Source organism: Alphaproteobacteria bacterium, assembly GCA_033344895.1.
In the GTDB taxonomy this organism is placed as follows: domain Bacteria; phylum Pseudomonadota; class Alphaproteobacteria; order UBA8366; family Aestuariispiraceae; genus Pacificispira.
The window spans coordinates 3082404-3098783 of sequence record JAWPMN010000001.1 but is presented as its reverse complement, the minus strand read 5'-3'; the positions used below and the strand labels follow the sequence as shown (position 1 = coordinate 3098783).

19 protein-coding genes and 1 riboswitch are annotated in these 16380 nt (G+C 61.9%); of the genes, 10 read left to right on the top strand and 9 right to left on the bottom strand.

Annotated elements, in window-relative coordinates:
• Positions 1-8 precede the first annotated feature (8 nt).
• Together R8L07_14885 and R8L07_14880 are read left to right on the top strand one after the other, a co-directional pair.
• Positions 9-428, top strand: a complete 420-nt coding sequence (locus tag R8L07_14885) for a SufE family protein (protein ID MDW3206820.1) — start codon at positions 9-11, stop codon at positions 426-428.
• 138 nt (positions 429-566) lie between these two features.
• Entirely contained in the window at positions 567-2645 is a 2079-nt protein-coding gene (locus tag R8L07_14880; protein MDW3206819.1) for a HAMP domain-containing methyl-accepting chemotaxis protein, read from the top strand.
• Between the two features lie 45 nt (positions 2646-2690).
• Here R8L07_14880 and R8L07_14875 read toward each other — a convergent pair whose 3' ends face one another.
• Genes R8L07_14875 through ispH form a run of 4 tightly spaced genes read right to left on the bottom strand, consistent with a single transcriptional unit; the run spans position 2691 to position 5723 of the window.
• On the bottom strand, positions 2691-3326 hold the full coding sequence (locus tag R8L07_14875) for a LysE family translocator (GenBank protein ID MDW3206818.1): 636 nt from the start codon (positions 3324-3326) through the stop codon (positions 2691-2693).
• 22 nt (positions 3327-3348) lie between these two features.
• On the bottom strand, positions 3349-3789 hold the full coding sequence (gene rnhA, locus R8L07_14870) for a ribonuclease HI (protein ID MDW3206817.1): 441 nt from the start codon (positions 3787-3789) through the stop codon (positions 3349-3351).
• A complete protein-coding gene (locus R8L07_14865) occupies positions 3786-4754 on the bottom strand; it encodes a homoserine kinase (GenBank protein ID MDW3206816.1) in 969 nt (322 codons plus the stop codon). The genes rnhA and R8L07_14865 overlap by 4 nt, the downstream gene beginning before the upstream one ends.
• 18 nt (positions 4755-4772) lie before the next feature.
• On the bottom strand, positions 4773-5723 hold the full coding sequence (ispH, locus tag R8L07_14860; GenBank protein MDW3206815.1) for a 4-hydroxy-3-methylbut-2-enyl diphosphate reductase: 951 nt from the start codon (positions 5721-5723) through the stop codon (positions 4773-4775).
• Positions 5724-5887: 164 nt separating this feature from the next.
• Here ispH and R8L07_14855 point away from each other — a divergent pair, with 164 nt between their 5' ends.
• Both R8L07_14855 and R8L07_14850 read left to right on the top strand, forming a co-directional pair.
• On the top strand, positions 5888-6127 hold the full coding sequence (locus tag R8L07_14855; GenBank protein MDW3206814.1) for a CDGSH iron-sulfur domain-containing protein: 240 nt from the start codon (positions 5888-5890) through the stop codon (positions 6125-6127).
• Positions 6128-6140: 13 nt separating this feature from the next.
• A complete protein-coding gene (locus R8L07_14850; GenBank protein ID MDW3206813.1) occupies positions 6141-6674 on the top strand; it encodes a hypothetical protein in 534 nt (177 codons plus the stop codon).
• Here the strand turns inward: R8L07_14850 and R8L07_14845 are convergent.
• Positions 6671-7234, bottom strand: a complete 564-nt coding sequence (locus R8L07_14845) for a hypothetical protein (GenBank protein MDW3206812.1) — start codon at positions 7232-7234, stop codon at positions 6671-6673. The genes R8L07_14850 and R8L07_14845 overlap by 4 nt on opposite strands.
• A 119-nt stretch (positions 7235-7353) precedes the next feature.
• Positions 7354-7447, top strand: a riboswitch (glycine riboswitch).
• 156 nt (positions 7448-7603) lie between these two features.
• Here R8L07_14845 and gcvT point away from each other — a divergent pair.
• The 5 genes from gcvT (at position 7604) to R8L07_14820 (ending at position 13609) form a co-directional block, all read left to right on the top strand.
• The gene (gcvT, locus tag R8L07_14840; GenBank protein MDW3206811.1) at positions 7604-8737 is read left to right on the top strand and encodes a glycine cleavage system aminomethyltransferase GcvT; all 1134 of its coding nucleotides are present in this window, start codon (positions 7604-7606) and stop codon (positions 8735-8737) included.
• Positions 8738-8778: 41 nt separating this feature from the next.
• Positions 8779-9150, top strand: a complete 372-nt coding sequence (gene gcvH, locus R8L07_14835) for a glycine cleavage system protein GcvH (GenBank protein MDW3206810.1) — start codon at positions 8779-8781, stop codon at positions 9148-9150.
• Between the two features lie 114 nt (positions 9151-9264).
• Entirely contained in the window at positions 9265-12201 is a 2937-nt protein-coding gene (gene gcvP / locus R8L07_14830) for an aminomethyl-transferring glycine dehydrogenase (GenBank protein MDW3206809.1), read from the top strand.
• 133 nt (positions 12202-12334) lie between these two features.
• On the top strand, positions 12335-13204 hold the full coding sequence (locus tag R8L07_14825) for a homocysteine S-methyltransferase family protein (protein MDW3206808.1): 870 nt from the start codon (positions 12335-12337) through the stop codon (positions 13202-13204).
• 66 nt (positions 13205-13270) lie between these two features.
• Positions 13271-13609 carry a hypothetical protein gene (locus tag R8L07_14820; GenBank protein MDW3206807.1) on the top strand — a complete coding sequence of 113 codons (339 nt, stop codon included), beginning with the start codon at positions 13271-13273 and terminating at the stop codon, positions 13607-13609.
• A 6-nt stretch (positions 13610-13615) separates the two neighbouring features.
• On the opposite strand, the gene R8L07_14815 is transcribed toward R8L07_14820, so the two are convergent.
• Both R8L07_14815 and R8L07_14810 read right to left on the bottom strand, forming a co-directional pair.
• Positions 13616-14071, bottom strand: a complete 456-nt coding sequence (locus R8L07_14815) for a hypothetical protein (protein MDW3206806.1) — start codon at positions 14069-14071, stop codon at positions 13616-13618.
• A 70-nt stretch (positions 14072-14141) separates the two neighbouring features.
• Positions 14142-14768, bottom strand: coding sequence for a LysE family transporter (locus R8L07_14810; protein ID MDW3206805.1), 627 nt, complete (start codon positions 14766-14768; stop codon positions 14142-14144).
• A 270-nt stretch (positions 14769-15038) separates the two neighbouring features.
• On the opposite strand from R8L07_14810, the gene R8L07_14805 reads away from it, so the two are divergent.
• Positions 15039-15341, top strand: a complete 303-nt coding sequence (locus R8L07_14805; GenBank protein ID MDW3206804.1) for a hypothetical protein — start codon at positions 15039-15041, stop codon at positions 15339-15341.
• A 7-nt stretch (positions 15342-15348) separates the two neighbouring features.
• On the opposite strand, the gene R8L07_14800 is transcribed toward R8L07_14805, so the two are convergent.
• Both R8L07_14800 and R8L07_14795 read right to left on the bottom strand, forming a co-directional pair.
• Positions 15349-15831 carry a GNAT family N-acetyltransferase gene (locus R8L07_14800; protein ID MDW3206803.1) on the bottom strand — a complete coding sequence of 161 codons (483 nt, stop codon included), beginning with the start codon at positions 15829-15831 and terminating at the stop codon, positions 15349-15351.
• A gap of 3 nt (positions 15832-15834) precedes the next feature.
• Positions 15835-16245: a GFA family protein gene (locus tag R8L07_14795; protein ID MDW3206802.1), complete on the bottom strand. Its 411-nt coding sequence runs from the start codon at positions 16243-16245 to the stop codon at positions 15835-15837.
• Positions 16246-16380: the final 135 nt, after the last annotated feature.

The window sequence follows — 16380 nt, the reverse complement described above, 5'->3', positions numbered from 1 at the left end:
GGGTGGCCATGGCGCGCACGATCGACGATCTGGTGGAAGATTTCGAACTCTTCGAGGACTGGGAAGAGCGCTATCGCTACATCGTCGATCTGGGCAAGAAGCTGCCTGAAATGCCTGCAGCCGAGAAGACCGAGGAAAACAAGGTCCGTGGTTGCATGTCCCAGGTCTGGATGACCTGTCAGGAAGACAAGTCCACCGCCCCACCGGTCCTGCATTTCCGGGCGGACAGCGATGCCTTCATTGTAAAAGGGCTGATCGCCGTCCTGCTTGAACTCTATTCCGGCCGGCCGCCGAAGGAGATCGAAGATCTGGACGCGACGGAGGCGCTTCGTCGTCTCGGTCTGGAGAGCCATCTGTCGCCGAACCGGCGTAACGGCTTCGTGGCCATGGTCGACCGCATCAAGGTTGAGGCCCGGTCCCGCCTCTGACCGCCATTCGGTAAATGAATTCCTACACTTTTACCGTGGTCTTTACCGAACATTAATAGAACCGCATTATGCCGGTAGACGAGGGTCGTGGATGGTGGCCCTTGATCGGACCCGAATACCTGAACAGGGAAAATACAAATGTCCGTAAGCAGCGTAACGGCCGACACGGATTTCGTGACGGACCCAGAAAAAAGCTCCGCGGGACTGAGAAGTTACTTAACAATTCGGACGGTTCTGATCGCCGTCGGCATTCTGGTCAGCATCGCCAGCGCCGCCGCAACCCTATGGAGCACCAATGCTTCCAGCAGGCAGGCGATCGAAATGCTGCGCAACACGTCCGGCGAAACCCTCGGCATTCTCATCTTTGATCGTATCAATGGCGCCTATTCCAAGGAAATGTCTTCCATAACCAGCGCCTGGGCGCGCACACCGACCTTGAACCAGGCGTTCAAGGAGGATGACGTTCCCCGCATGGTAATCGAATCCGACGCGTTTCACAGCGACGCGCTGGTGGCTCAGGGCCAAGTCAATCTCGTCAGCGTCACGATATTGTCGACCGACATGCAGCCCATCGCCTATTCGGAGAAGGGGACACAGGATTCCGTAATCACCAACCAGCAGATCCGGGACGTCCTGGCGGCCCGCGACAAGGGCGAGATGCGCAAGGTTTCGACCTATCTGTGGAGCAATGAGACGGGACGTCCCCTGCACAGCACCATCGCCCCGATCGGCGGTTTCAAGGCCAGTGCCTTCCTGGAAATCGTCACCGACCCGACACTGGCGCTGGAAGGGATTGCCGGTGCCGTCGGCGGCCATGTACGTCTGTTCGACGGCAGCGGTGCCGTCATTCTGGATGATGCATTGGCACTGCCCGGCCCCGTCGATGACGCCGAGGCGGAAACAGCTTCCTCGGAAGCGGCGGCTGGCGAAGAAGCCGACAGCGATCCCTCGGCGGATGCAGAGGCTGGGAATGCCGATACGGCTGCAACCACCGATGCGACGTCCGTCCTCGTCGAAATTCCCGATTCCACCGGCGGCGTCTGGGCACGGGCGGAACTGACACGGGACCTGACCGAATTCTTCAACGCCGTCGACAAGACGCGGATCAATTCGATCATCGTGATCGTCGGCGTCCTTCTGGTGCTCTGGGTCGTGGCCTTCGCGTTACTCAAGATGGTTGTCTTTCGGCCGCTGAAGCGAATGGCCGACACGATGGTCCGGATCGGCAACGGCGAAACCGATGTCGACATTCCGACAGCCGGCCGGGATGAAATGGGCGACATGGCCGCCGCGCTGGTCGAACTTCGCGCCAGCCGGATGGAACTGGAAACCCTGCGCGCCGAAGAAGACGCCAAGGCAGAGCAGCGGCGAAGGGAAATTCAGGAACGCCTGCGCAAGATGGCGGATCGCCTGAATTCGGAATCCGACAGCACCGTCGCGGATGTCCAGGCCAGCATGCAGACCCTGCTGGAGGTCGCGGACGACATGGCCCGTTCCGCCGAGGACGCGACCAGCCGCGCCAATCAGGTCGCGGATGCGTCACGCGCCGCGGCGGAAAGCACGGAAGCCGTCGTCGGCCTTACCGAAGAAGTCGTGCATTCCTTTGAAGAAGTGCGCGAGATGGCGGGCCGTTCCGGTCAGGCGACCGACCGGGTGTCCAACGCGGCAAAGGACGCCGCCACGTCGATCCAGTCCCTGGCGGAGGACGCCAAGAAGATCGGCGAGGTCGTGGTACTGATCCGCGAAATCGCTGAGCAGACCAACATGCTGGCGCTCAATGCCACCATCGAGGCGGCGCGAGCCGGGGAATCCGGAAAAGGGTTCGCGGTCGTCGCCAGCGAGGTGAAGTCGCTTGCGACCCGAACCGGTCAGGCTACCGGCGAAATCGCAGACCGCATCGGCCAGGTTCAGTCCCGGACCGAAAAGGCGGTGTCCGAAATCAACGCGGTGACCGAACAGATTCTGGAAATGGCGGAGATTGCGGACAGCATTTCCCTGACGGTCCAGCAACGGGCCGAGGCGGCAAGCGACATCATTTCGCATGTCCGCACCGCGGCGGACGGAAACAAGCAGGTCACCGGGGAAATCTCCGAAGTGTCCAGCGTGTCGACACATGTCGGCAGCCTGTCCGCCCGCGTCAAGGAAGGGGCCACCCGCGCCGCATCCGGTGTCGAGGAACTGAACAAGGCCCTACGCCGCATCGTAGCAGACGCCTAAGAAGACGCCCGCCCCCTGCCATCGGCAGGGGGCGGGTTTCTGTCTCTAACGCCGCTCCGGCAAGGCCAGGTTGACAGCCAGTCCAAGCAGGACGGAGCCGGACAATATCTGCTGCCAGCGCCAGATCGCAGGGCGGGATCTGATCCACGGGCCGATACGGCTGAAAATCACCACAAGTCCGATCACGAACAGAAAGCCGCCCGCATTGAACAGCGCACCGAAGAACAGAATCTGAAGCGTCGGATCACCGCGCGACGGATCGGCGAACTGCGGCAGGAAGGCCAGGAAGAAAACGGCGATCTTCGGGTTGAGCAGGTTCACCAGCAGTCCCTGGCGGATCATCGCAACGGCCCGGGACGGACGTTGTGCCTCGACGGCGATACGCTTCCGTGCGGTCAGGATCGCCCGGAAACCTAAATAGGCCAGATAGGCGGCCCCGATCCAGGTCAGCATCCTGAAAATCTCCGGTTCCGCCGTCAGCAGGGCCGCGAGTCCGAAAGCCGCGGCGAGCATATGGATGGTGATCCCCAGATTGACACCAACGGCCGCACACAAGCCGGCACGAAATCCACCGCCCATCGAGCGGGAGGCAATCAGGATCATATCCGGTCCTGGCGCGACGTAGAGTGCAAGCGATGCCGCCGCGAAAATCATGAAGGTCTGGATATCCGGCAGCAGCATGGCTTGTCTCGTCTATCGTCGTCTAACGCCCCGGCACGGCCTGGCGCGCCAATTCGTCGGCCCGCTCGTTCTCGGGATGGCCGGCATGCCCCTTGACCCAGTCCCATTCGACCTGATGCCGCGCGGCGGCGGCCTCCAGTCGCTGCCACAGATCCGCATTCTTCACCGGCTTCTTCGCCGCTGTCTTCCAGCCATTGCGCTTCCAGCCGTGGATCCATTTGGTGATCCCGTCGCGAACATAGGTGCTGTCCGTGGTGATCCGGACCCGAACAGGGCGCTTGAGGGCTTCCAGGGACGCAATCGCCGCCATCAACTCCATGCGGTTGTTGGTCGTTTCGGCTTCGCCGCCGCTCAGTTCCCGCTCGGTATCGCCCCAGCGCAGAACTGCACCCCAGCCTCCGGGGCCGGGATTGCCGCTGCAGGCACCGTCCGTGAAGATTTCCACCGTCTTTGCGTCGCTCATGACCGGTCCAACCCATAGGCGGCCGGATCCCGGACGGTCCGGTGAAAGCGCAGCTTGTCAAAATACTCCATCGGGTCGTGCGGTCTGACCAGAGCGCCCGGCGGGCAGTTCAGCCAATCATAAAGGCGGGTCAGCAGAAAGCGCAGGGCGGACCCGCGCGCCAGGACCGGTAGCGCCGCGAACTCGCCATCCGTCAGCGCCCGGTCGGCGGCATAGTTCGACAGAAATGCCCGCGCCTTGGTCACGTTGAAGCTTCGATCCCGCTCGAAGCACCAGGCATTCATGCAGATGGCCAGGTCATAAGCCAGGAAATCGGTGCAGGCGAAGTAGAAATCGATCACTCCGGACAGACGGTCGCCGATGAAGAAGACATTGTCCGGAAACAGATCCGCGTGACACACACCGACCGGCAGATCCTTTGGCCAGTTCGCCTCGAGGAAATCCAGCTCGTCCCGGATCAGCGGTGCCATATCCTCGTGCACTTCCGACGCCCGCGCCTCGGACAGTTCGAACAAGGGCCGCCAGTCGCCGACAGTCAGCGCGTTGCGCCGCGTCATGTCGAAATCGGCACCGGCCTTGTGAAAGCCCGCGAGTGCCGTACCGAGTTGGGCACAATGTTCGCGCCGGATGCGCCGCGTCCACATCCCCTCCAGGAAACTGGTGACGGCGGCGGGACGGCCGTTCAGTTCCCGCAAGGCGGTGCCATCCGGCATCTCGATCGGCCGCGGACAGGGAATCCCCTTTTCCGCCAAATGATTCATCAGGCCGATGAAAAAGGGCAGATCCTCGCGCTTCACCCGCTTCTCGTAGAGGGTCAGGATGTAGGTGTCCTGGGTCGTCCGGATCAGGTAGTTGGAGTTTTCCACCCCTTCGGCAATTCCCTTCGCCGATACCAGATCGCCGATCTTGTAATCGGCGACGAAGGCCGACATCTCCTCGTCGGATACATCCGTATAAACAGCCATGCTACAAACCGTCTCCGCTCAACTCGCCAGCAGGCGGGGCAGTTTGAATTCGACATCCTCCTCGGCGACAATCACCTCGCCCAGGGTCACGTCAAAATGCTCCCTGCACGCCGCGATCACCTCGTCGACAAGCACCTCCGGTGCAGACGCACCCGCGGATATGCCCAGATTCCGCACGCCCTGCATCCATGACCAATCGATATCCGTCGCCCGCTGCACCAGGGTTGCCTTCGGACATCCGGCGACGCGGGCCACTTCCACCAGGCGTCGGGAATTCGACGAATTCGGGGCCCCAATCACCAGAACGGCATCCGATTCCGCGGCCAAAGCCCGAACCGCAGCCTGGCGGTTCGTCGTGGCGTAACAGATATCCTCGCGCTTGGGGCCGGATATCTGCGGAAAGCGGGCCCGCAGCGCATCCACGATGGCCGCCGTATCGTCGACCGACAGCGTCGTCTGCGTGGCGTAGGCCAGGGGCGTGTCCTCCGGAAAATCCAATCCGGCGACGTCATCGACCGTTTCAACCAGTACGATGCGGCCCTCGGGCACCTGCCCCATCGTGCCGATGACTTCCGGATGCCCGGCATGGCCGATCAGCACCACGGTATGGTCGGCCCGGTGATGGCGTTCCACCTCACGATGAACCTTGCTGACCAGGGGGCAGGTCGCATCGACATAAATCATCTGGCGCGCCTCGGCATCCGCCGGCACGGATTTCGGAACACCGTGCGCCGAAAAAACGATGGGTCTGTCCGTCGGCGCCTCGTCCAGTTCCTCCACGAAAACCGCGCCTTTTGCCTGCAGGGATTCGACCACGAACTTGTTATGGACAATCTCGTGGCGCACGTAGACCGGCGCCCCGAACTTCTCCAGGGCTTTCTCGACGATCAGAATCGCACGGTCCACACCGGCACAGAAACCGCGGGGCCCCGCCAGTCGAATCGTGAGTTTCCGTCTCGTCGCCGTCATCTTCGCCCATCCGGAATTGCGCGTTCCCTTACGTCGCCCTTTCGGCCTCATCCGTCAACCGGGAAGGCTGGCACAGCCTTGTTCCTGCCGGGCGCCTCCATTAGCGTGCCGACCGGCGAATCGCGTATGACGCTGGCAGGGACCCGATGCCGGAGGATGTTGTCATGCCGGAGCGAAAACACCCGGCAATTGGGCCGTTTCCGGTGATGGTGCAGGCAGGTCAAACGTATATGTGGTGTGCATGCGGCCGATCCTCTAAACAACCGTTCTGCGACGGCAGTCATGCCGGGGCCGGAACGTCACCGATCCCTTACAGGGCGGAGAGGACAAGGCTGGTCTATTTTTGCGGTTGCAGAATGTCGGCGCACGGACCGTTATGCGACGGTAGCCATTCGAAAATCTAGGAGAGTTCGTTTCATGCGGATGGGAAGAAATGCGGCACGTGCCGTCTTGATCGGCACTCTTGCACTCGCGACCGCGGCTTGCAGCAGTCCGCCCGACGAGATCATCGCCTGCCCGACCATCCGCATTCCGCTGGATACCGAACGGGTGACACGATTCGCGGACGGGCCCGGTCGGGATATCACCGATGTGGTGATGCAGGCGGAGATCAAGTTCCTGTCCGGGGAATGTACCGTGGACGAGGATGAAATCGAGATGACCTTCCCGATTGCCATTCGCGGTGTACGCGGGCCGGCGGATCGCGACGGAGTAGAGCAGATCGAAGTCTTCCTGGCCGTTACGAACAGGGACCGCGACGTACTCCAGCGCCGCGAATTGCCTATGACGCTGAAATTTGTCGGCAACAGGACGTCGATCGTCAGCTCTGATTTTGTCACCATCCAGATTCCGAAGGAACTGGATCAGACCTCGAAGGAGTTTCTGGTATTCCTCGGCCTCAAGCTGTCGAAGGAAGAACTGGAGTACAATCGCTCCGAAAGCGGTCGCTAGGCGTTGCCGCGGCAAAGAGTCTCCAGCGGAATCTCCTCGAAATTGCCAACCGGACCGTTTTGAAACGCACCCTGCGCCGGAAGGAACCAGGCGCCCACCAGGATCGATTCGGCGGGCCCGCCTTCGCGCAGATCCAGCGGCAGGCATAAGCAAAGCAGATGCGTGCGGACCTTGCTCTCCGACAGGTACTGTCCGGTGAAGAAGACCGGCATCTGTCTGGTCAGGCATTCGGAATAGAAGCGGAAGAACACGATCCGGTCGTTGTCCGGACCGGCGCCATGCAGCGCCATCGCGCCCGGCCTCAGCCGCGGCACGGCGTCATCGACCACACCGCCCACCAGATCGTAGCGAACATCTTCAACGGCATGCCCCTGCCCTACCCGCCGCAACAGATTGAGATGCGGCAGGACCCGACCGCCAAATGCCAGAGGGTCCAGGTTCCGGCGCGGTTTCGGCATGGGCATGGCCTGCCAGAGCGCCATAACCGCCCTGGCCTGGGTCAGTCCAATGGTCCTGGCCCAAGGGTAATCATTCCCGGCGTCTTCGATGTGGCTCAACATGGCATCGACTTTCCATATCGACCTCGAAATGAAAAGGGCGAAGTTTTTTCTGGCACCGCAACCATCGCGTAACCTTGACAGAAAAGCGGCGTCGTCTAGCATGCAGGCGACATAGTCCGATGACGCCTGTGGGAGAGTGTTGTGCCCCATAGCACGGCCGCCGAAGGAGCAACCGCCCCGGAAACTCTCAGGCACCAGGACCGCGGCGCGGAGGACGATCTGGAAAGTGGAACGGGTGACCGTTCCCACCGACGGGGTAAGCCCCGCGCCGTAGCGCGTTGGCGACTCTCTCAGGTTCCGAGACAGAGGGGCGCGTTGTCGAAGCGATTCGGCCGCGTCTTTTTTTGTTTGTGAAATCGGGAGACGGCAATGACCGAAGAGTCGCTCAAGACAACGCCGCTGAACGCCCTGCACCGTGAACTGGGCGGCAAGATGGTGCCTTTCGCGGGATATGACATGCCGGTGCAATACCCGGCGGGCATTCTGAAGGAACATACCCACACGCGGGAGGCCGCGGGCCTGTTTGATGTATCGCATATGGGTCAGGCATGGCTGATTGCCGAGGACGGCACGGATCCGGCCATCGCGCTGGAGACGCTGGTTCCGGCCGATGTTCAGGGCCTGGAGCCCGGCCGCCAGCGATACTCCCAGTTGTTGAACGACAAGGGCGGCATTCTGGACGACCTGATGGTGACGCGCCCGGTCGACTCCTTCGGAACAGACCGTCTGTATCTGGTGGTCAACGCCGCCTGTAAGGATCAGGACCTCACCCTGATTGGCGATGCGCTGAAAGGCCGCGTCCGCGTTGAACGCCTGGAAGATCGCGCGCTGATCGCCCTGCAGGGTCCGAAAGCGGCGGACGTCGCGGCCGCACTGTTCGGCGCGGAACTGGCAACCATGCCCTTCATGAGCCAGACCCGCATCGACTGGAAAGGTGCGGATCTGTGGATCAGTCGATCCGGCTATACCGGGGAGGACGGTTACGAGATTTCCGTGCCCGATTCCGATGCCGAGACGCTGGCCCGTGCGCTGCTGGCCGAGGAGGCCGTCGCCCCCATCGGCCTCGGGGCGCGCGATTCCCTGCGCCTGGAGGCAGGGCTCTGCCTTTATGGTCATGACATCGATGACACGACGACGCCCGTTGAAGGCGGGCTGACATGGTCCATCGGAAAGCGGCGCCGCACAGAGGGCGGTTTCCCCGGTGCCGCCATCGTCCTGGCCCAGATTGCCGACGGCGTGTCGCGCAAACGCGTGGGCATCCAGCCGGAAGGCCGGGCGCCGGCGCGCGAGGGCACCGAAATTCAGAATGCCGACGGCGAAGCCATCGGTGTGATTACCAGCGGCGGCTTCGGTCCGACCGTCGGCGGTCCGGTCGCGATGGGCTATGTCCCGGCCGATCTGGCCAAACCCGGCACGGAGATCTTCCTGTCGGTTCGCGGTAAGGCCATGCCGGCCAAGGTCGCGAAACTGCCTTTCGTTCCCCCCGGTTTCTATCGGGGTTAGAGTTCATCACCATCGACCAAAGATCAGGGAGAAGAGGGATCATGGCCGAACGTAAGTATTCCGAAGAGCATGAATGGGTGGAAATCGACGGCGATACCGCGACCGTCGGCATTACCAACCACGCGCAGGAGCAACTGGGCGATATCGTTTTCGTCGAACTGCCCGAAGTCGGCGCAACCTTGAACAAGGACGACGAAGCAGGCGTTGTCGAATCCGTGAAGGCCGCCAGTGAGGTCTACGCCCCGATTGGCGGCGAGATCACCGAGGTCAACGAAGCCCTGAGCGACAATCCGGGTACGGTGAACGAGGACGCTGAAGGGGATGGCTGGTTCTTCAAGATGACCATCGCCGACAAGAGCGAGTTGGACGATCTGATGAGCGAGTCCGACTACAAGGAATTTATCGAGGACTGATCGCCCCGGCGCGTTTCCCCGTAGTTCAGGGGGTAACGCCGGAAAACGCACGATGCGGGACCGCGAGGGCATGCGCCCTCGCGGACAGGACAGCGTAGCAGAGGAAACAGCACCATGGCCCATGACAATGACGATCGTCTGACCCTCGACGATCTGGAAGTGCATCACGACTTCATCCGCCGCCACATCGGGCCCGGGAAGCCGCAGATCAAGGAGATGCTGGGCGAACTCGGCTACAAGTCCCTGAATGAACTGATCGAAACGGCCGTGCCGCCGTCAATTCGCATCGACGATCCGCTGGACATTCCGCCGTCCATCAGCGAGCGCAAGACGCTCTCCGCCCTGCGCGCCATCGCCGACAAGAACAAGGTCTGCACGACCATGATCGGCATGGGATATTACGGCACGATCACGCCTCCGGTCATTCTACGAAACGTGCTGGAAAATCCGGGCTGGTACACCGCCTATACGCCGTATCAGCCGGAAGTCAGCCAGGGTCGCCTGGAAGCGCTGCTGAACTATCAGCAGATGGTGATCGATCTGACCGGCATGGAACTGGCCAATGCCTCGCTGCTGGACGAGGGGACGGCGGCGGCGGAGGCCATGGCCATGGCACATCGCGTTTCCAAATCCAAATCCGACGCCTTCTTCGTCGATAACGATGTCCATCCGCAGACACTGGCGGTGATCCGCACCCGCGCCTGGTCCCTGGGCATCGAGGTGATCGAGGGTGATTCCGATACCGACCTGGACGAGGCCGACGTGTTCGGCGCGCTGATCCAGTATCCCGGATCGTCAGGCCGGATTCGTGACATCTCCGAACCGATCCGCAAGGTCCAGGAAAAGGGTGGACTGGCCATTGTCGCCAGCGATCTCATGGCCCTGGTCATGCTGAAGCCGCCGGGGGAATACGGCGCCGATGTCGTCGTAGGCTCGGCCCAGCGCTTCGGCGTTCCAATGGGCTATGGCGGGCCGCACGCTGCCTTCTTCGCAACCCGCGAGGCCCACAAGCGCAACACCCCGGGCCGTATTATCGGCGTGTCCGTCGATGCCGAGGGCCGCAAGGCGCTGCGCATGGCGCTGCAAACCCGCGAACAGCATATCCGCCGCGAGAAGGCGACCAGCAACATCTGCACGGCGCAGGTCCTTCTGGCGGTAATCGCCGGATTCTATGCGGTCTATCACGGTCCGCACGGGCTGTACCGCATTGCGCGCCGCATCCATCGCAAGGCCCAGATCGTTGCCGAGGCGCTGCGCCGCCGGGGCTACGAAATCGTCCATTCGAAGTTCTTCGACACGATTCAGGTCCGCCAGCCCGGTCAGGCGCCGCGTCTTCTGGCTAAAGCCAAGGCTGCGGGTATCAACCTGCGCCTGGTCGACAGCGATACGCTGGGGATCTCCCTGGACGAGGCGACCAAACGGCAGGACCTGGACAGGCTCCTGGCGGTCTTTTCCAGCAACAAGGACGAGCCGCTGTCCATCGGCGCCCTGGATCGGGAGGTTGCGGACGACGTGATCCCGCATATCCTGCGCCGGACGCCGGACGAGTACCTCACTCACCCGATCTTCAATCTGTATCACGGCGAGACCGAGATGCTGCGCTACATCCGCTGGCTCTGTGCCAAGGATATCGCGCTGGACCGGTCGATGATCCCGCTCGGGTCCTGCACCATGAAGCTGAACGCCACGACGGAAATGATTCCCGTCACCTGGCGCAACTTCGCCCATCTGCATCCCTTCGCACCGCTGGATCAGGCCCAGGGCTACCAGCAGATGTTCGAGGATCTGGAAACCTGGCTGTGCGAGATCACGGGCTACGACGCGATTTCGCTGATGCCGAATGCCGGCAGTCAGGGCGAGTATGCCGGACTGCTGACGATCCGCCGCTACCACGAAAGCCGTGGCGACACGCAGCGCGACATCTGCCTGATCCCGTCCTCCGCCCATGGCACCAACCCGGCCAGCGCGATCATGGCCGGCATGAAGGTCGTGGTCGTGAAATGCGACGAGGCCGGCAACATCGACATGGCCGACCTGAAGGAAAAGGCGGAGAAGCATACCGACAACCTCGCCGCGATCATGATCACCTACCCGTCGACACACGGCGTGTTCGAGGAAACGGTAGAGGATATCTGTGCCCTGGTGCATGAGCACGGTGGGCAGGTCTATGTCGATGGCGCGAACCTGAACGCCATGGTCGGCATCTGCAAACCGGGCAAGTTCGGCGCCGATGTCAGCCACCTGAACCTGCACAAGACCTTCTGCATCCCGCATGGCGGCGGCGGTCCGGGCATGGGCCCGATCGGCGTCCGCCGTCACCTGGCGCCCTTCCTGTCGGAACACCCGATGGTCGATGGGCTGAACCCCTACGCCCATGAGGACAAGGGCCATGTCGGGCCGGTCGGGCCGGTTTCGGCCGCACCATGGGGGTCGGCGAGCATCCTGCCGATCGTCTGGGCCTATATCCGGATGATGGGACCGCAGGGCCTGCGTCAGGCCACCGAGGTCGCGATCCTGAACGCGAACTACATCGCCCACCGTCTGAAGGATCACTACCCGATCCTCTATACGGGGCGGAACGGCACGGTCGCCCATGAATGCATCGTCGACTGCCGCGCCTTCAAGGAAACCTGCGGCGTGTCGGTCGAGGACATTGCCAAGCGTCTGGTCGATTTCGGGTTCCATGCCCCGACGATGTCCTGGCCGGTGCCGGAAACGATGATGATCGAACCAACGGAGAGCGAGGCAAAACGGGAACTGGACCGGTTCTGCGATGCAATGATCCGCATCCGCGAGGAAATCCGGGAAGTCGAGGAAGGCAAGGCCGACAGAGAAAACAACGTCCTGGTCAATGCACCGCATACCCATCATCTGCTGATGGAAACGCCCTGGCCGAAGCCCTACACCAAGGAAGCCGCGTTCTTCCCGCTGCCTTCCACCCGCGACGACAAGTACTGGCCGCCCGTCGCCCGCGTCGACAATGTCGCCGGCGACCGCAATCTGGTCTGCACCTGTCCGCCGATGGACGCCTATGCGGAGGCGGCGGAATAAGGCGCCTTGATGGCAACGTCGTGCTCTTGCGGAAGCAGGAGCACGACGTTGTTTCTGGAAGTCTCCGGCCCCGTGAAGGTCCTTGCTCTCGCAGGAAATCGGCAACAGGGTCCGGATGATTTGGAATACGGGAATGATCGTTCTTGACGGCGGTATCAGCCGCGAACTCATCGACATGGGCGCCCCGTTCCGCCAGCCGGAATGGTCCGCATTGTCGCTGATCGAGGCGCCGGACTTTGTGCGTCGGGTCCATGACCGGTTTGCCGCAGCCGGCGCGGACGTCATCACCACCAATGCCTATGCCGTCGTGCCGTTCCATCTGGGCGATGCCCGCTTCCGCAAGGACGGGCGCGGCCTGGCGGAGCTCGCCGGAAAACTGGCCCGGGATGCAGCGGATGCCGCAGGCCGCCCGGTCCGGGTCGCGGCATCCGTTCCGCCGCTTTTCGGGTCCTACGAGCCCGAAAAGTTCGACCCGGCCGGCGCGCGACAGCTATGGCCCGAAATCATCGACCCGCAGGCCCCTTTCGCCGACCTGTTCCTGGCGGAAACGATCTCCAGCATCTCTGAAAGCCTTGTCGCCCTGGAACTCTGCGCGCCCCATGACAAGCCGGTTTGGATTTCCTGCACACTCGACGACAGGGAGCCGGTCCTGCGGTCCGGCGAAAGTATCGGCGACTGGTTGGGGCACATACTGCCCCACCCGAAGGCGGCATCTGTCGAAGCCGTGCTGTTCAACTGTTCCCAGCCGGAAGTGATGGAACAGGCGGTCGCGCAGGCGGCCCACAAGGCCGCCGGTAGATTGATCGGCGTCTACGCCAACGCCTTCGCGACGAAGACGGACGATACTGCCGCGAATGAAGGCGTCAGCGAAGTCCGGCGCGACCTTACCCCCGAGCTCTATGCCGATTTCGCCCGTTCCTGGAAAGCGGCAGGCGCCGGAATCATCGGCGGCTGCTGCGGCATCGGCGCGGATCACATCGCACGGCTGAAAAACACACTGTAATCCGCTCAGAAACCTGAACTGTGCTTCCTGTGCTATTCTTCGATCGGCACGCAGATAGAGGCAAGGATGAACCGGCTCGACGATGAAGCGGCAATGCGGGATATCAACCACCCGGAACATTCCAGCGGTTGGCGTGAGGCCGGTATGGCCTTTCTCGCGATTTGCATCGGCGGCTGGATATTCTTCTCTGTCTTCGATGTGACCTGGTTGCCGTTCTTCGTAAAGTTCCTGCTGACGATCATCGTGGCTGCGGCATCAGGCTATTTCTTCATCTGGTGGATAGGCGGCCATGCTGGCCGGGAGCGGATTGCGAACTCAATGGACCGCCGGGACCGGGATGACGCCGAGACACTGCGAAAGATAGAAGAGGCGAAAGCGAAGGGCGACTTCGACCGGTTCGGCTGAGCGAATTCATCGAATCCTCTCCGGCAGGCCACGGCCGTCATTCCACCAGCGATGGGGGTTGTCGCGATTCGGATCATAGGCAGCCCGGCTCGCCCAGGCCTCCCGGACGAAAATCACCGGCTGCTCGTAATGATGAACTTCCAGGATTGCCGCCATCACCTTCTCCAGGGCCGACTGGTCACGCTCTATCGAAATCTTCAGTTCGACCATCGGATAGGCCTCCGTATCCCCCGGCGTGAAACCACCGACATGGGTATCCGTCGTGGACCCGGCCATCGGCTGCGATGTCTCATAGCCCACCGCACTGACACTGGCATTGCGGCGATAGCGTCCGTAAGCGAGCGGATGCACCTTGATCACGGCGTCAAGGATCCGGTCGACATCCTCGGCAAGGGTCTGGATTTCCAGTGTCCAAACCGGCTCCAGCGTGCCGGAGGGGGATGAGTAGTCGGACAGGGACATGGCGCACCTCTTCTTCGCGTTCGGTAGGGCCAGACTATCATCCGGCTGCTGACACGGATTGTCAGCAGGTTCAGGCAGGAAACACCCCGGCCAGCAGCTTCAACGCATAGAGGGTGAAACCCGCGCCGACCAATCCGTTGACCGGCCGCGCCGCCTTCGCATAGAGCCGCGCGGCATGGCTGGTGGAGAACACAGTGGCGTAGACGGCATGCCCGCCACCGGCGACCGCGGCGCAGCCCAGCCCGAAAGCCACCATATTGACCCAGGAGACCGAAATCGCGGGAAAGATCGACAGCAGCGCGATCCAGGTTGTCAGGGCCTTCGGATTGGTTGCCAGGACCAGAAAGGCCTGGGTGAAGGCAACCCGGGGGCTCACCCCGCTGATCCGCTGCACCGCATCGGCACGGCCGAACGCGCGCCGCAGATAGCGATAGGCGAAGTAAAACAGCACCAGCGCTCCGAAAGCGGTCAGTCCGTCCCGCAGTTCCGGAACAGCGGCAAAGAGGGCGCCCGCCCCCAGCAGTGCCGCCGCAGCCCAGCCCAACACCCCGACGGCACAGGCCGCCGCGCAGCCATAGGCCGCCGCCCTGCCCGATCCCAGGGCGGTCCCGATCGTATTCAGCACATTCGGCCCTGGGGTCAGCACATTGAATGCGAAAAAGACCAGCGGACCGACAAGCAACAGGAAATCTGACATGGGGTTTCCGACGAGAGGAAGTTGATCATGGTGCTATAGGCAAGTTGTTCCGAAATGAACAGCTTCACTTTCTTACGGTTTTTACGCTGAATTTTTAACAACACTAAAGGGAATTTCGTTCGATATCTGAACATATTTCGTTTGGTACTATCGAAGTACCGCCCGAAACACTTAATAATTTTGGCATTCGAAGGTTGCCAGCAAGATAATCACAGCAAGCACATTGTTTCAGTGATGCTGCAAAATGACAGAAAGCCTTGGCCGCACCTGATGAAGACACTGACCGATGCGATCGAACGCATGCGTGAGACGCAGGAAGAGTTCAACGGCACGATTTCTGACCTGGATCACGAGATGCGGGCCTTGCGGGCACGCATGGTCGCATTTGACCGAAAGATGGGCCGCCTAGGGCGTCTGGTCGGACAGGTCGGCGATCAGTCCAGGTCGCTCGCCGACACCATGACTGTCGCAGCAGGTCGCGACGGCGACCTTGAAAATGCCCCTCCTACGCAGCGTGAGATCTACCGATACGGCCTCGATGAGGAGCGTCTGTCCTCACGCCGGCGCGCCTGACATTGCACTACGGGCTGCGACGCCAGCGGTAGAGGCAATCCGGTTCCCCTTCCTCATTGAAACGACCATCCCTTTCGAGCACCAGCTCGAACGCCATGGCCACATAGAAACGGAGGGCGGAACTGTTCCGGCTGAAGCAATACAGCGACAGGCCCTCCGGGCGACACCGTTTCGCATGTTCGATGAGGCCGCGGCCAATGCCTTGCCGAAAACGGTCAGGGTGCACGTAGAGTTGGTCGATGAAATCACCATCCAACGCCAGAATTCCGAGAATCGAACGGCTCTCCGCTTCGCGCGCCAACCAGACCTCAAGATCCGGTATCATGCAGCACGCAATCCAGCGTCGGGTCGCGGTATCGTCATGGACCGGGCGCAAGTCAGGCATCATGGCCGCACGTGACGTCAGGTAAAGGTCCGAAACGGCCTCTGCGTCTTCCGGCATTGCTCGTATCAGGTCGAAAGCCGCCAATCCGCCCCGGTCCCCGGCCACGTGTCAGCCTTCCTCCGCCGAGCGACGGAACTGCGGCAGCCCGTCAGCGATCTCATAGTAATCGCCCTTGTCCGCGACAAAGATGTGACAATCGGTGCGCAGGCCGGTCGGCGAATCCAGACTGCCGGCGTTGATGCTGATCGCGGCACCGCCATCGTCCCAGAACAGATTCGACCCGCAGCGCCCGCAGAACCCCCGCTTCGCAAAGTCCGAGGAGTCGAACCAGACCAGCGCGCCGGAGGGGTCGTTGAGAGTGAAGTCGCGTCGCGCCGCACCGGTGGCGGCGGTGAAGTGGCCGCTTTGACGACGGCATTGCCCACAGTGACACATATGCACATCGTCCATGGGGCCGCGAACCTCATACTGGATTGCCCCGCACAGGCAGCGCCCCGAATAGCTTGCTTTGTCGCTCATGATTTCCAGTCCGATTGCTTGGTTCGCCTAGTGTGCCCGGGTGCGGGTGCCGCGGACAATGCTCATTTCGCAAGTCTTGCGACCCGGCGTCGCCGACAAGTCACTTTTCTCTGGCTTTCCAGGACGGTAAAACCG